Origin of the sequence: Gilliamella sp. wkB72, assembly GCF_001693745.1 — a bacterium.
Classification (GTDB): Bacteria; Pseudomonadota; Gammaproteobacteria; order Enterobacterales; family Orbaceae; genus Gilliamella; species Gilliamella apicola_E.
This window is the reverse complement of the sequence record NZ_LZEI01000006.1, coordinates 179,298-195,743: the sequence shown is the minus strand read 5'-3', so window position 1 is coordinate 195,743 and position 16,446 is coordinate 179,298. Positions and strand designations below refer to the sequence as shown.

General features: G+C 33.2%; 15 protein-coding genes and 1 riboswitch. Of the genes, 7 read left to right on the top strand and 8 right to left on the bottom strand.

What is annotated here, in order from left to right:
* Positions 1-8: 8 nt before the first annotated feature.
* The 7 genes from A9G07_RS02235 to coaA all read right to left on the bottom strand — a co-directional run bounded on the left by A9G07_RS02235 (position 9) and on the right by coaA (position 10,114).
* A complete protein-coding gene (locus tag A9G07_RS02235) occupies positions 9-5,105 on the bottom strand; it encodes an alpha-2-macroglobulin family protein (protein ID WP_065733851.1) in 5,097 nt (1,698 codons plus the stop codon).
* A gap of 261 nt (positions 5,106-5,366) precedes the next feature.
* Entirely contained in the window at positions 5,367-6,041 is a 675-nt protein-coding gene (locus A9G07_RS02230; RefSeq protein WP_065733850.1) for a 7-cyano-7-deazaguanine/7-aminomethyl-7-deazaguanine transporter, read from the bottom strand.
* A gap of 117 nt (positions 6,042-6,158) precedes the next feature.
* Positions 6,159-7,319: an acyltransferase family protein gene (locus A9G07_RS02225; RefSeq protein ID WP_065733849.1), complete on the bottom strand. Its 1,161-nt coding sequence runs from the start codon at positions 7,317-7,319 to the stop codon at positions 6,159-6,161.
* 21 nt (positions 7,320-7,340) lie between these two features.
* Positions 7,341-8,021 (bottom strand): 7-cyano-7-deazaguanine synthase QueC, encoded by a 681-nt coding sequence (queC, locus tag A9G07_RS02220; RefSeq protein ID WP_256122080.1) that lies wholly within the window; start codon positions 8,019-8,021, stop codon positions 7,341-7,343.
* 16 nt (positions 8,022-8,037) lie between these two features.
* Positions 8,038-8,511: a preQ(1) synthase gene (queF, locus tag A9G07_RS02215; protein ID WP_065563118.1), complete on the bottom strand. Its 474-nt coding sequence runs from the start codon at positions 8,509-8,511 to the stop codon at positions 8,038-8,040.
* Positions 8,512-8,515: 4 nt separating this feature from the next.
* A riboswitch (PreQ1 riboswitch) is annotated at positions 8,516-8,560 on the bottom strand.
* A gap of 146 nt (positions 8,561-8,706) precedes the next feature.
* Positions 8,707-9,162 (bottom strand): DUF1090 family protein, encoded by a 456-nt coding sequence (locus tag A9G07_RS02210; protein WP_065563119.1) that lies wholly within the window; start codon positions 9,160-9,162, stop codon positions 8,707-8,709.
* A gap of 16 nt (positions 9,163-9,178) precedes the next feature.
* The gene (gene coaA, locus A9G07_RS02205; RefSeq protein ID WP_065563120.1) at positions 9,179-10,114 is read right to left on the bottom strand and encodes a type I pantothenate kinase; all 936 of its coding nucleotides are present in this window, start codon (positions 10,112-10,114) and stop codon (positions 9,179-9,181) included.
* A gap of 162 nt (positions 10,115-10,276) precedes the next feature.
* Here coaA and yihI point away from each other — a divergent pair, with 162 nt between their 5' ends.
* Entirely contained in the window at positions 10,277-10,741 is a 465-nt protein-coding gene (gene yihI / locus A9G07_RS02200; RefSeq protein ID WP_065733847.1) for a Der GTPase-activating protein YihI, read from the top strand.
* Positions 10,742-10,981: 240 nt separating this feature from the next.
* Positions 10,982-12,352: an oxygen-independent coproporphyrinogen III oxidase gene (gene hemN / locus A9G07_RS02195; RefSeq protein ID WP_065734163.1), complete on the top strand. Its 1,371-nt coding sequence runs from the start codon at positions 10,982-10,984 to the stop codon at positions 12,350-12,352.
* Between the two features lie 41 nt (positions 12,353-12,393).
* On the opposite strand, the gene rsmC is transcribed toward hemN, so the two are convergent.
* A complete protein-coding gene (gene rsmC / locus A9G07_RS02190; RefSeq protein ID WP_065734162.1) occupies positions 12,394-13,428 on the bottom strand; it encodes a 16S rRNA (guanine(1207)-N(2))-methyltransferase RsmC in 1,035 nt (344 codons plus the stop codon).
* 93 nt (positions 13,429-13,521) lie between these two features.
* Here rsmC and A9G07_RS02185 point away from each other — a divergent pair, with 93 nt between their 5' ends.
* The 5 genes from A9G07_RS02185 (at position 13,522) to A9G07_RS02165 (ending at position 16,358) form a co-directional block, all read left to right on the top strand.
* Positions 13,522-13,923 (top strand): DNA polymerase III subunit psi, encoded by a 402-nt coding sequence (locus A9G07_RS02185; protein ID WP_065733846.1) that lies wholly within the window; start codon positions 13,522-13,524, stop codon positions 13,921-13,923.
* Complete coding sequence (rimI, locus tag A9G07_RS02180; RefSeq protein WP_065733845.1) at positions 13,898-14,353, top strand: ribosomal protein S18-alanine N-acetyltransferase; 456 nt, start codon at positions 13,898-13,900, stop codon at positions 14,351-14,353. The genes A9G07_RS02185 and rimI overlap by 26 nt, the downstream gene beginning before the upstream one ends.
* Positions 14,354-14,374: 21 nt before the next feature.
* A complete protein-coding gene (locus tag A9G07_RS02175) occupies positions 14,375-14,989 on the top strand; it encodes a thiamine diphosphokinase (protein WP_065733844.1) in 615 nt (204 codons plus the stop codon).
* 79 nt (positions 14,990-15,068) lie between these two features.
* Positions 15,069-15,839, top strand: coding sequence for a hypothetical protein (locus A9G07_RS02170; protein WP_065733843.1), 771 nt, complete (start codon positions 15,069-15,071; stop codon positions 15,837-15,839).
* Positions 15,840-16,358, top strand: a complete 519-nt coding sequence (locus A9G07_RS02165; RefSeq protein WP_065733842.1) for a surface-adhesin E family protein — start codon at positions 15,840-15,842, stop codon at positions 16,356-16,358.
* Positions 16,359-16,446: the final 88 nt, after the last annotated feature.

The following is a 16,446-nucleotide window of genomic DNA, read 5'->3' as shown; positions in this document are numbered from 1 at the left end:
ATATCTAATTAATTTTCTTCCTGCTTAGGATTTGAAATAGTCATGAAATCAGGTGATTGTCCTATAGCAAAACGGTCTGGACGATACATAGATTCTACATAAGGATAAGGAATCATGTAATCGCCAGTAGTTACTGCTCTAACTAAATACACTAAACGTTTTCGATATTTATTGCGCCCCACATAATTATTAATGTTAACAGCGGCAACATATCTATCATCTCTATATTCTTGATATTTAATATTACTAGCATCATCATCTCCCATTAATTTAGCTATACCAGGAATTGATGATAAATTCACACTACTATTAGAAAGGTTTTGATTTTCAAGCTCTAGACCAGCTGGTAAGAAATCAACAACCAACGCATCATGAACTTGTTCTTTAGCTATTACATCTAAAACCACAACCATCATAGAACCTACATCTAAATCTGCTGGTGATATTTTATTACCCTGCAAATCATAATACGTACGACTGATGTTAAAGAAACCATCAGCTGAGGTTGGCGCTGGAGGTGTTTTAGAATAACCTGTTACAGAGAACTTAACATATAGTGGCTCATCTGATTCTGAATTATCAATCGATAATCCTTGGGTTAATTTATCAAAATCATATGAATGAGAAAATACTGAATCAACTTCATTAACTTTTCCATTCACTGATACTTTAAATTTATTACCACTTCTATGCTGTTCTAATGACCAACCAGCAATAAACAATGAATTTAATTCTTGTGTTGAGAAATATCGTTTACTGTTTAATAAATCTGATAAATTATACAGATAAGTACCTTGTTTATTCTGAGCTATTTTGTTTTCTATTAATAAAGATAGAATTAATGCTTCATCACGTATTTCACTACCGTAATTACCAAACCAGTGATTATTGTATTGATACGAAGTGCTAAAAACTAAAGGTAATAATTTTTCATAAACATTTTGATTACCATTTAATTTAGCAGCAACCGCTAGTTGAGCTATAGGTAATGGCGAATAGATAAATGACTTATCATTACTTATCTTGTCTGATAAATAATTTATCTCGTTACGCATTGCTGAGGTAACTTTATTTTGTTTAGTTAAAACCATTAATGCATAGGCTTTAATTGACAACTTAGAAAACTCAAAACTACGTGAATCTCCATAATAACCAAAATTATTATATGCAGACGTATCATAGATATATTGACCTAGACGTGTCATTGCTGAATCAAGCGCTTTATCACTAACTTGATAACCTCGTTCTTTAGCTTGCAACAAGAAATCTGTTGCATAAACTGTCAACCAATGCTCTTCTTCACTATGACTATTCCATAGCCCAAAGCTACCATTACTTCGTTGCATTGATAAGATACGTGAAATACCTAATTGCACTTTTTCACGACGCTTCTCATCTGAATCAGTTTTAATACCTAGTTCTGCGAGTTGTTTACTATTAGCATATAATGATGGGAATAAACCACTCGTTGTTTGTTCCAAACAACCGTAAGGATATGCAAATAAATCTTTGATATATTGAGCAATATTTAACGGCGGCTGATTAGAAATGACCAATTGCCCTTCAACAGTGTTATCAATTAATCCTGTTAATGCATCGTTTGGTAATTCCCAATTCTCATTGGCATCTAGTGCTAACACATAAGATCTCGTTGTTCCGGCATATGCAGGCCTTACTCCAATTGACCATGATCTTTCAATTTTAGTGTCAGAATTATCTTCAAGTAAAATACCTTTGACCGCTATCGTTACCGAACCAGTACCATAACCATAATCTGCAATAACAGGGATTTGAATGATATCTTTTTGTTTACTATCAAGTTTGAGTGATATCGTTTTGGCTTCATTTTGATGAATCAAACCATTAGTCGATACTTCAACTTTCATATTTTGTGTTTTATCTGTCAAATTATGAAGATCTAACGTTAATACAGCGCGATCACCACCAGATAAGAATCGAGGAGTTGATAATTCAACTATAACCGGAGCTGAAACCTTCATTTTTTTATCAGCTTTACCAAAACGATTATCATCCCATGCTTGAGCCATTATACGTAGCTCACCATTAAAATTAGGTAAAGGTAAATTAATCACACCTTCCCCATTATCATCTAATTGAATGGTTTTGAGTTGTTGCGCAACAATTTGAACTTCATTTGACGGTTTTTTACCGCCAGCGCCCATCGCATCACCACCAAAGCTCATATTTACATTACGACCAGTAGCTTCAATTAAGCTGCCATAGACATCGTTAAAATCTACATTAAAACGTTTACGTCCTAAAAACCAAGCATAAGGATCTGGTGTGACATAATCAGTGATATTTAAAACACCTGAATCAACAGCTGAAACCAATACAGTCACTTTTTTATCTTTTTGGACAGATGGCTTATCCATTTTAATTTTAATTGGCACAACAGTTTCAGGTTCTACTTGTACCGGTGTATCAATTGTCACATTTAATTGACGATTAGACGTATCAATTGGTAAATAAAGTAAACCAATTGCTCGTTTAACTGTTTGCACGGAAGCATCAGTCGAAGGGCGAATAATCATAGCACTAATATAGACATCATGTCGCCCCCATTTTTCAATAGGAATTTCGACATCTAAACCTTCTTCACCCACCGTAATGGCTTTTTTCCAAATGGTCCCATCATTGGTTTCGAGAGAAATATAACCAGAACCAGCTACAGGTGCTTGAACATTAACTTTAGCGACATCTCCAGGATTATAAGATGGTTTATCAATACTTAACTTAACTTGGTCTGGGCGTACAGATTTAGTACCATGAGTATTATCTTCCCAATCATAACCAGCCCAGAATCTGAGACTTGATACGACTTTACTGTTTGTATCTACCACTTCAATTCGGTAAGCACCATAATCAGTAGGTTGATAGGCTATTTTTGTGGTACTGCCTGCCTCAATAGATAACTGATCTTCAGAAACCACAAATTCCTTCGAGTTGGAACTTTGACGCCAACCGTCTTCCTCTGACCAAACCCAATAGTAATCATTACGCTCACGAACTAGTCTAGCTTTTAATGATTTTGTACCTAATTTTTCCCCATCCAAATCAACATAAGCGATTTCGAATTCAGCATTACTATTTATGTCTACAGTTGGACGCTCAAAATAATTATCGCTATTCCAATCATAATATTCTGAGTTTTCAAATAATGCTCGGATTGCCGGCAATTTAGGTGCAGGCCAAATAGTTTGTGTTGCATAACGCGTAACTGGTCTACCACCAGAATCTAGCAAACTAGCTTGTAAAACGACTTTTAGAGGTGATGAGCTTCCTGACCAATAATTATTCTCAATATTAATTTCAGTTAAACCATCGCTATCTAACTTTAACTCTAAAGAATCAAGTTCGCGATATGGATTTTCTTCAGTAGCTGATCCAATTTTGAAGTCATCTAATCCTGCAATGGTATCAACTTTCTTTAAATAAAGATTAGCATCTAAGCGATTACCGGATGCTGGCGCACCATATAAATACCAACCTTTTATATCAAAAGAAACATCTTCACTCTTTAGAATTGGACCATCAGATGAACTGTGTATTTCCATCGCCATACGTTCTGGCAAAAATTCTTCAACTTTGAAATTCCACTGGCGATAGTTATCATCACCTAAATTGAAACGAATTAACCAATTACCTGTTGCTGCATCAGCGGGGATAACAAATTGTTGTTGATATAAACCATTGGTATTCACACTGCTTTTTAGTTGATAAGTTTTGACAACTCGACCATTAGAAGAAAACACTTCAGCGACGATTGGTTGATCAGGTAATGGCTGTCCATCTGCATCACGTAATAGTGCATTAAAATAGACGGTTTCGTTCGGACGATAAAGGTCACGAGGGCCAAAAACAAATAATTGTTTTTGGTAGAAAGGTTTGCCCGATAAATTGAAATCAGTTAAATTAAGCGCAGCACGATTAACCATCAAAAATGAAGTTTGCTCGCCATCGGTTGCAGTCAATACGCTATATGCCTTGTTGTTGCCATCGATTTCAACATAGCCATCTTTATCTGTCGTTGCCTTAATATTCTTACACTGCTTATTATTAGATTCGCATAATAATGTTAAATTAATATTAGCTAGTGGCTTACCGTTATCTAAAGCATGAGTTGTTACCGCTAATTTACCATTATCATAACGATGATATGAAATCCCGATATTGCTTATTGAAAATATTGTTGCAGGATTTGATTCATTATAAGTACCCGCTTCATTCATTACCGCAATATAAACACCTTCTTGATTAAGTTCAGAAACTGTAGAAAGGTTAACGATAATGGTTTCTTGAGCATTCGGTCTAGGATTAAGATCAAATCTTGAAGAATAAACTAAATCAGTATATTCACTCATACTTTGCGAACGCCAAATTGACAACATATCAATAAAACCATAATTATCAAGCAAAATAGGTAATTTTTCTGGCTTAATTTTGAAAAAGTTTATATCAACTTTATCAACATTGAGCGTATTAATCGGCAATCCACTCATGGATTTACTTGGTAATAAAAATCCAGTACTAGCAAAACCAACCATAGGTTGGCGATCTTGGGTGGTTATTTGAGCTTCATAAACAGATGACAAATGGCTATCATTAATCGCTGATAACATCTTATCGATAGTTAAAACCAATTTACGATTTGGCTGAAGGTAGCGAAGTTTTAATTCAAGGCCATTATCAGACAACTCCCAAGCGCCATCAACCACACCACTCTCTTTGTCAACCAATCTTAATAAATTTGAAAAATTCAATTTCGGATTGAGAGGAACGGAAAACGTCACGACTAATGTGCTTGAACCATCAATGATTAATTCTGAACTATCGAGAACTTTTAGATTTTTACCTTTATATTTTTCGATTAGTTCAGGTGTTGGATTAAATGGGTTATGAGATTGCGAATTTGTACTCGAATCATGCGTTGTATTACTGGTATTACTGGTATTACTGGTATTATTTGTAGTTAATTCAGTTTTATTATTACTTACTGAATCTGTCGATTTATCTTTTTGATTATCACAAGCGCATAACGTCAAAAACAAACCCAACACGGCTAAGTGTTTTATCAATCTCATTGTTTCACCTAAATCCTTTCTATTCCTGATAAAAATACTACTTATTTTTTTGTTTATATTATGCACTTTCACAAAAACTTTAGCAAAGAATCTTTATCAATATTTTTAATTTTTTTTGAGATAATTAAATGTTTTAAATTGGTAAAAAAAGTTGAGGAACGGGGTTTTTGAGAGGGGTTTTAGCATTTAGAACTTATCATAACGCTGATAAGCTCTAAATATTAACAATTATTCCGAATAATTAAGTAATTAATCAGGTTGTTATAGTGATTTTATAAGCAGTTTTTTTAAAATGAAATTCAAAATAATGCCATAAAGCGGTAAGAAGAATAATCCACAAATCAAAATTTTAAAACTATAGTCAATTGCGGCAATCTCGATCCAATGATTGGCCATAAATTCGTCACTACTTTGATAAAAGGCAATGGCAAAAAAGACAATAGTATCTATACCATTACCTAACACCGCTGACGCCGAAGGCGCAACCCACCATGCTTTATTCTTACGTAAATAATTAAACACGGTGATATCCATCAATTGCCCGACTAAATAAGCGGCAAAACTGGCTAAAGCAATACGGAAAACAAAACTGTTAAAATCAGATAAAGCTGAAAATCCCATCCAATGCCCTTCAAAAAACACAACCGAAATGGAATAAGAGAACAGTAATGCTGGTATCATCACTACAAAGATAATCTTTCTGGCAAGACTAGCACCAAATACCCGAATGGTTAAATCGGTGGTTAAAAAGATAAATGGAAAGGTAAATGCTCCCCAAGTGGTATGAAAACCGAAGATATCAAATGGGATTTGGACCAGATAATTGCTCGAAGCAATAACTAAAATATGAAAGAAAGAGAGCCAGCAAAGCGCCTTGCGCTGCTGAGCTGAATTAAATTTGTTCTGAAGTGTTTCAGAATGAATATTCAAATACATATTCGTTTCCTTTTTTAAATGGGGTGAGAGAACCCATAATCTTTAATGTAAAAATGATGTAATTAAGGTTAAAAATGTCGGATAACCCGAATTTAATTACATCGATATCTAATATTTTTAAATTGTTATAAAAAAATGCTTTTTATATAAAATAAAAGCAATCAACCAACAAATTACGACAATGAATAAGGCATAGATAAAAGAACTGGGGTAGTTTCCAAAATATTGCCCTAAAACCTTTGAATACAGAAATTGTCGCAAACTGAGTGAATCAGAATGATAAACCAGCGTCATTCTACGCGTTATAATCGAAATAATACCGGCGACAACAAAAATGAATAACGAATTCATGCCAAAGGGGATAAAACAATGAACGGCGTTTTTGTATTTTTTGATATCAATCAACCAAATTAATAAGGCAAATAAGACACAACCTATAGCACAAGTCACCAATACAAATGACGGTGACCAGATTTTTTTATTAATTGGGCAAATAAAACTCAAAATAAACCCTATTATTGAAAAAATTATCCCGTATTTAATCAAGATTTTTATTTTGTCGACATTGACATTAGTCGCAAATATTTGTTTGGCGATACAAAAACCGATAAGGACTTGAGCAATGGCCGGAAAAGTACTTAATATCCCTTCCGGTTCAAAATACATACCATTATCCAGATACATACGCTCTTCACCCAAAATCATTCTATCGACTTTAGCAATAATGTTGTTATTTTTTTGCTCAAACCCGTCGCCCAAATATAAGATGAAAAAATAAAACAGTAATATTTGAACGATCAGAACAGGCAAATATTTTCTATCAAAACATAAAATAATAAGAGAAGAAAACAAATAACAGATCGCTAAACGTTGTAAAATGCCCATAATTCGGATTTGATCTATACAAGACAAAGATTCAACCATCCGCTCATGAAACGGCAGCCAATTAAAATACTTATACAAAGCAAGAAAACCCGAAAACCAAGCAATCAATAATCCAATAGCAAAAATAATCAGTGTTCTTTTCAAGATTTTAATTAACAGAATTTTATTAAGCTTAAAATCTAATTTATTTAAGGAAATATAAGTCGACACGCCCATAATAAACATAAATAAAGGAAAGATGAGATCGGCAAAAGTCAGCCCGTTCCATTTAGCATGCCTAAGTAAAGGATAAATAGCATTTTGCGACCCGGGATTATTCACTAAAATCATTCCTGCAATGGTCATTCCTCGCAATACATCCAATGAGACTAATCGTTGATGATTGTCAGACATGCATTTCCCCTTTAAATAATACTATTTAGAGCTATGGGTTAGATACTGATTTAACCCTTTTTCACGTAAGTCGCAACTAGGACATTTACCACATCCCCCCTCTACCCCATAATAACAAGTGTGAGTGTGTAGCCGAATATAATCAAGATAACCAAGTTTATCAGCCATTTCCCATGTTTGCGCTTTAGTCAGATACATTAATGGGGTGATGATGTTAAACGTGTAATCCAAGGCTAAATTCATCGAAACATTCATGGATTTAATAAAGATATCTCGACAATCCGGATAACCACTAAAATCGGTTTCACATACCCCAATAATGATATCTTTAATACCGTGCTGTTTGGCATAACACCCGGCTAACAATAAAAATAGCATATTACGCCCGTCAACAAAGGTATTCGGATAATTCCCTTCTTGAGCTGATTTAATTTCTTGCGAGTCATCAATCAAGGCATTATTAGTTGTTTGTTTGATCACTGAAGTGTCAATGACGGTTTGCTTTACACCAAGATCGTCAGCAATCCATTTGGCTTTTTCAAGCTCAATGGCATGTCGTTGACCATATTGAAAGCTGATTGTTTCAACGTTTTCACGCCCATAATCAGCAATGGCTTGCAGTAAACAGGTAGTAGAATCTTGCCCACCAGAAAATATCACTAGTGCTTTACGATTTTGCATTTTTAACGGTTCCGATTTAATTTGTGTACGAAAAAAATTAACGATTATCGACTTTTTCAGGATAAAGATCGTGATTAGCTAAACGATTAAGCGCAATTTGTTCCCAGTTAGTACCAGGTTTACCGTAATTAGCATAAGGGTCGATAGAGATACCACCACGTGGTGTAAATTTCCCCCAAACCTCAATATATTTAGGATCCATTAATTTAATCAGATCTTTCATAATGATATTAATGCAATCTTCATGATAATCACCATGATTACGAAAGCTAAATAAATAGAGTTTGAGCGATTTACTTTCCACCATCTTTATATTGGGGACATACGAAATATAAATCGTCGCAAAATCAGGTTGACCAGTGATAGGACAAAGGCTGGTAAATTCCGGGCAATTAAATTTAACAAAATAATCATTACCGGGGTGTTTATTATCAAAGGTTTCTAAAATATTTGGACAATAGTCAGTTGGATAGCGAACAGATTGGTCGCCAAGTAGTGTAATGTTGCTCATTAAATTTTCCTTAGTTTTTTAGCGTGGGAGGTTCACGAACCACGTAATAAGGCGCACACCTTACTCTTTTTAGGCAGAAAAGTCTAGTTTAAGCACATTATCTTTTATCAATAAAAAAGCACCATTAACGCTCGATTAATGGTGCTTATCTAACAAAAAAGTTGAGGAAGGCACTTTTTTGCGTTTAACTTTACTCTATTTGCTAGTCATTTGTTTGTAATAATCAGCAAGTTTATCTTTAGCATCAGATAACTCTTTTTCAGCATCATTTAATTTAGCTTTTAATGCATCAATTTTATCTTGATTTGCATTGAGTTTGTCTTTTGCATATTCTTTAGTCTTTTCTGCTAATTCTTTAGTTTTATCAGTAACATCTTTAGTTTTTTCAACCACTAATCTTTTATATTTTTCTTCTAATGTTTCATCTTTACAATTGGTATTAACTTCTTGAAGTGCTTTTTCAAGACCTGCAACTTCATTAGCATTATTGGCATTCTTAGCTTGATCTATTTTAGTTTGGATTGCTTGTTTTTTTCCGTCACAATTTAACCCTTGGTATTCATCATTATTTGTTGCATAACTGTTTACAGAAAATGCAGTAACTAAAGTGATAATGCTTAACTTACTTAATAACCTAATTGCTGATTTCATATTGATTCCCCTAAGTTTATTTTCTTAATTGAACACAATCTACTTTATGATCTTTACCTTTGGTTAAAATCAAACTTGCTCGTTCCCGTGTTGGCAGGATATTTTCGATCAAATTCAATTCATTAATTTCTCGCCAAAGGCGGTTAGCAATATTCACAGCCTCTTCCTCGGGAAGCTTAGAATAGTGGTTAAAGTAAGAGTTAGGATCACTAAATGCCCCAGCTCTAAATTTTAAAAATCGATTCACATACCAATCGTGTAATAAGGGTAATTGTGCATCGACATATATTGAAAAGTCTACATAATCGGAAACAAACACCCGATTGTTAGCCTGTGTATAATTTATGGTGCCTTGTAAAACATTTAATCCTTCAAGAATTAAAATATCTGGACTGTCGATAGTAATCTGTTCGTCTTCAACAATATCGTAAACCAAATGAGAATAAACGGGTGCTTTAACTTCTGACTGACCTGACTTTACATCAGCAACAAAATTAATTAACTTTTTGATATCATAAGATTGAGGAAATCCTTTCTTATTCATGATACCACGTTCTTCAAGATAACGATTGGGATATAAAAAGCCATCGGTCGTTACTAACGCAACTTTGCGATGTTCCGGCCAACGAGTTAATAATGCTTGTAAGACACGAGCTGTGGTGCTTTTACCAACAGCAACACTACCAGCAATACCGATAACATAAGGTATTTTCTGACTTTTACCTAGAAACTTTGATAAGACTGCCTGACGGCTAAAACTATTGCTTATATAATAATTGAGTAATCGAGATAAAGGCAAGTAAATTTCACTTACTTCATCCATAGACAAATCTTCATTAATTCCTTGTAACGAGGTTAATTCTTCAGCAGTTAAAGTCATCGGTACCGCATTACGCAAGCCAGCCCACTCTTGTCGGGTAAATTGCATATAAGGGCTCAAATGATTTTTCATGTTTTATTTGCTCAATATTTAAAAATTATTTGGCTCAGATTATACTAAATCTATTTTTTTACAATCATAAATTCGCATTAACTTCTGCTCATAGCTATATTAATGACTTGCTGGTAAAATATGTTTAAGTAAATTTATAACCAGATATTAAATTGAGATTGTATGTTAAAAAATAAATCGAAAAAAACCCGTCAAGAGATTAATGAAGAGTCTCGAGAACTTAAGCGCAAACGTAAACATAAAGGTTTACCTAGTGGTTCTCGTTTTAACGGCAAACAAAACAATAAAAAAACGTCAAATATCATTAAAGATCCGCGAATTGGTAGTAAAAAACCAATTTCATTAGTGCAAACGGATGATCCAATTATAAAAGTTAATCAACCTAAAAAGGTCAAATTAACACCAGAACAAGAATTAGACCAGCTTGAAAATGATACTAAACTTGACCATTTACTTGATTTAGTTGAGCAAGGCAAAACATTGACTAATGAACAACAATCTTATCTTGATAATAAACTAGATCGCATTGATCAACTGATGAAACAATTAGGTTATGAAGATAATGATTTTGATGACGAGTTAGAAGAGCCTAAAGAAGATATTGTCAGCTTACTTAAACGTAATTAAGTTAGATTTATTTAATATGAACTAGAAATTTATAATTTCATTTTCCAAATAATGTCAATAAAGAGTCATTAACCATGCCAATATTTATTATGCTCGGTTTATATTTGGGATTATTTATCTGCACATTATTGTATTTGAAAAAAATCAATCGTATTAAAATTAAAGCGCAAATTAAAAAGCGCAGTAAAGCAAAATGTGATGGAAACAACAATGTCAAAAGCAGGATTAAATAAACACAATATGATTCAATCTCAGCTATGGGACCAAGCGTTGATAGAAAAGTATAACTATTCCGGCCCAAGATATACTTCATATCCAACTGCGCTTGAATTTAATGAGCAGTTCACTGAACAAAACTTTCTTTCAGCTGCCACACGTTATCCTGAACGTTCATTATCACTATATGTCCACATTCCGTTTTGCCATAAACTTTGTTACTTTTGCGGTTGTAATAAACTTATTACCCGGCAAACCCATAAAGTTACCCAGTATCTCGATATACTAGATATTGAAATTGCTAAACGGTCAGAGTTGTTCAAAAATCGTATTGTAAGCCAAATGCATTGGGGCGGAGGCACTCCTACTTTTTTGACTGATGATGAAATGACACGATTAATTACATCAATCAGGCAACACTTTAACTTTACTCAAGATGCTGAATTATCAATTGAAATAGACCCCAGAGAAATCAATACACAAACAATCGATCATCTTTCTGAACTAGGCTTTAATCGGTTAAGTATGGGAATTCAAGATTTCAATCATGAAATTCAGAATCTAATTAACCGAGAACAAGATGAAAATTTAATCCGCTCGTTGATTGCTCAAGCACGAAAAAATAATTTTCGATCAATTAGCCTCGATTTAATTTATGGATTACCTAAACAGACCGTTGAAAGTTTTACCGAAACTTTAAATAAAGTTATTGATATTTCACCCGATAGATTAAGCGTTTTTAATTATGCCCATTTACCTAGTCGTTTTGCTGCGCAACGTAAAATCAAAGATTATGATTTACCTAACGCTAATCAAAAATTAAAGATCTTACAAACTAGTATAGAAAAATTAACTCAAGCCGGTTATCAATTTATCGGTATGGATCATTTTGCCAAACCAACCGATGAGTTGGCTAATGCTCAACAAGAAAATAAATTGCATCGTAACTTTCAAGGATACACAACTAAAGGAGATTCAGATTTATTGGGTCTTGGTGTGTCAGCTATTAGTATGTTAGGTGATAGTTATGCACAGAACCATAAAGATCTAAAAAATTATCAAACTTTAGTTAAACAACAAGGTAATGGTTTATGGAAAGGATTTACCTTAAATCAAGATGACAAAATAAGAAGAGACATCATTAAGCAACTTATTTGCCATTTTTACCTTGATAAAAAACAAATTGAACAACTTTATGCGATAAAATTTGATGACTATTTTACTGAAGATTTAAAACTATTAGCACCATTGGAACAAGATGGTTTAGTCTTAATTGGTAAAGATAGCATCGTTGTCCAACCTAAAGGGCATTTGCTTATTCGAAATATTTGTATGTGTTTTGATATTTATATGCGACGATTGGTTCGACAACATCAATTTTCACGCGTGATCTAGTTCACTCTACTCACGCATGAATATTTGATTATCATTACTTATTAATGACTGGCTAAATAGACTTTAAATTTTGTTGTTTGGGCAATAATTTCAACACTTTTAAAGGTTTCATCCAAAATCGATTGATAAGGCAAAAATGAATTTGCCACAATACAAAGATAACCATTTAATTTTAAGTGTTTTTTAGCCTCTTTAATCAGTTTGTTTACTGCAGTATAACTTGTCTCTTTACCATCATGAAAAGGTGGATTAGAGATGATTAAGTGAAATTTATCGTTGATATCTGAAAATACATCACTAGCAATAACATTTGCAGAAAGATTATTACAAGCTAACGTAGCTTTGCTTGATTCTAACGCCATACTGCTGACATCGGTTAATGTTAAACTTATATCTTGATACAACTTACCTAAAACTGTTGATAATATGCCTGAGCCACAGCCTACATCTAGGATATTACCTTTAATAATATCACTCTGTTCCATCAATGCATTTAACAGAATCTCACTACCCGCATCTAATCCTTTTTGGCTAAATACACCTGGTAAGCTTTTAATTTCGATATCTTGGTTTTCAATGGTTAAATGATAACTTAGACACCACTCTTTTAGTTCAAAAGCTAAACGGCTATCAGCACGAAAATGATACAGACCACATCGCCTTGCACTATCTATTTTTTGTATAGAACCAAAATCAGCCAATAACCCTTCAACACTTTTTACACCAGTCCGATTTTCACCAATAATAAAAATATCACTCTCTTTAGGCATATTATTTAATAAAAATGATAACTGAAATTGCGCTTCACTCTTAGTTTTAGGCCAATAATATATGAGTGTGTTAACATTGTTATAAAAAGACTCGTCAGGATAGAGCGAAAAATTGGTGCTTTCAGCTCGTTTCGAGTGTTTAAAATTTAAAAATGTGTGATACTGCGAGCAGTGAATCTTAACCAAATTAGCTGATATAACAGCTGGGTAATTATCTTGGATATCACCTGCAATAAGAATATTTTTATCATCAAAAAAGGATTGATGACGTTCAAGTACTTGGCTAGCAGGAGTAAATGCGGATATTGCCATAATGCCTCAATGAAAAACCTTTATAAATTGAAGCGAAGATTATACAATTAACTTTCTTTAATCCCTAATAAAAACAGTAATCCGACAATGACAGCAACTGATTGGTATCTAAAGCAATGTGATATTACCCAATATGTTTTACGCAATTCTGCCGTTTTTCAAGGTGAAGTTGCTACACATATCGACGATAAAATTCGTTTAATCGTCATTGCTAAACAGCAACCAACTCAAAAAATTTATTATGATATTTTAAAAGCCATTGAGTTAACTGAAGAGCAAGTTTTATTTCTTACGCCTTCGCAATTAATAATACCGGCAGATGAAGTAAAAGTTGTAACTTGGTTTATTGACATAAAAAGCCATGAACAATGGCAAAATAAATTAACGATTAAAACCAGCGATTTAGTTTCGCTAGCCAAAGATCCACAACAAAAGCGACAGCTTTGGCTACAATTATGTGAATATGAAAACGATTTCCATCCTAAATGAAAAAGATCTAGCAGAAGCCTATGAGTTAGAGCGATTATGCTACCCTATTCCTTGGTCTAAAGAGACTTTCTTTTCAAATCAAGGAGAACGTTATTTAAACCTTAAAATAACCGTTGATAATAAAATTGTAGGCTTTTGTATTTGCCAACAGGTAGCTGATGAGGCAAGTTTATTTAATATTGCCATACATCCTAAATACCGGAATCAAGGGTTAGCAAAAACATTATTAAACCAGTTGATTGATGATTTAATGGCAATGCCAAATAAAATTTCGACAATATGGTTAGAAGTAAGAAAATCAAATGCGCCAGCACTTGAGTTATATCACTCAATAGGGTTCAATCAAATAACTATTAGAAAAAATTATTACCCAACTACCGATGGTAATAAAGAAGATGCAATTATTATGGCTTATACTTTAGCGTTATAAAATGTTTTAATGGGAGTAATAATGTTTACAGCACTGTTATTTGTAAATGGCGAACCACCTAAAAATTTACCTACCCAATTAAGTAATTATAATTATATCGCATGTACTGACGGTGCATATCATAGTTATCTATCTAAATCTTCAATTAAACCAGATTTTATAATCGGTGATTTAGATAGCATTAACTCCACAATGACAATTCCCGATAAAACCCAAATCATTCATACGCCAGATCAATCTAAAACTGACTTTGAAAAAGCGTTGTTGTTTTTAAATAGTAAAGGAGTCACATCATTTACCATATATGGTGCATCAGGACGATCCAGTGACCACTTTCTAGGTAATTTATCGGTTGCTATGCAATATCATCAACAATTTAAAATGCTGTTTTATGATGATTATTGTCACTTTTTCTTCGCAACTAACCATCAAATTATCCATCATGTTAAATACCATATTATTTCATTAATGCCTCTATCCAAAGTTACAGGGTTAACTATAACCGGTTTTGAATACCCATTACATAATCAAACTCTATCTTTAGGTAGTTTTACTAGTTTACGTAATAAAGCGATTAATGACACTGTCGAAATCTCTTTTAATGCTGGTGATTTACTGATTTTTGTTCAAAATTAAAACTGTTTAGATTGACATCAACTTACATTGCTTTACAATATGGTTACATTCTATTATCGCTTTTTTAAAGGAACAACCCATGCTTTTCAAAAAACTTACTGTGATTGCTTGTTCTTCGCTCGTTTCTTGCATAGCTTTTGCTCAAGACAATAAAGCAAGTGTAACAGATAAGATAGTTGATACTTTTCTTGCATGTGATAATCAATTTTTCCAAAATCTAGCTGAAAATAAAAAAACATTTAGCGAATACGTTGATTTAACCACAAAAGATAATGTGACATTCATTCCTGTAGAATCCATTTATCAACAAGATAAAAATAAAGTTATTTTTAAAAAACCACTTAAATATCGCGGGTTAACTATTACGGGATACCAAGACATATATATTCCAACAAATTTATCTGGAAAATATTATTATTGGGGCTTTATTTTTGATAATAGCCAAGAAGAAATTATTAATGCATTAAAAAATATAAAATGGTCAAATTATAATGAAAATGTTTATATTGCTAATGCTAAAATTTATGATCGTAATGCTAAATCCCCTGAGTGGACAGATAATCTCTATTCAATTGATGGTGTAGTGCCAAAACTTGGGACAATTGAGAAATCACTATATTTAGAAAACCTAGACAACAACCAAAATCGAGTTCTTTGTTCTATTCAAGGCGATTTAAAGAAAGATATTCTTTATAAAGATCGTCCAGATATAAAGCTATTTGATGATCAAATAAGAAAAGAGCAGCAAGAAAAGATCGAAGCTTCTAAATTAAAAAAAGAACAAGAGAAAAATAATGCAATTCAAGAATCAAGTGAAGGCAAGAGCTCAAAAGAGGGAGATAACATTTAAATGAAAAAATTATGCTTAGTCTTAATTCTTTTTTCTTTTGCAACTATAAGCCATGCAACAGATGAAAAGCCACAACTTACTGAAGAAGAGAAAGCCACTCAAGCAAAAGAAGTTGAGGAAATGTTGAGCAATCCTAGAATCGGTGAGCAATTTGCACCTATTTCTAAAACTGACGAAGATAATAAGGTTGGGTATTCATTCCTCGATAAAAAATCGATAAAGTCACACCCATATAATCCTCGAATTCGTGTCTTTAAAGAAGTGATCAATTATACTCCTGCATTAGTACAAAACATAGATAATGTGAAAACACCCTATCGCACTATAGTCATTAACTATTACGCTAATTGTGACAAAAAAGAAATTGCTAAAGGACAACTTGATCTTGTTGAAAAAAACTTTGCAGAGGGTAAATTAATTAATAATATTAATATTCCAAGCCGTTGGATGCGAGCCGAAAAAAATGACGATAATTATAAATTATTAATAATGGCTTGTTCATTACCTCTCAACCAGTAACACTTAATTTGCTCTCGCCACCTAGCTGTGGCGGAGTCTCTCTATTTATGCTACTATTTCTATATTAATTGCTCAATATAATCACACC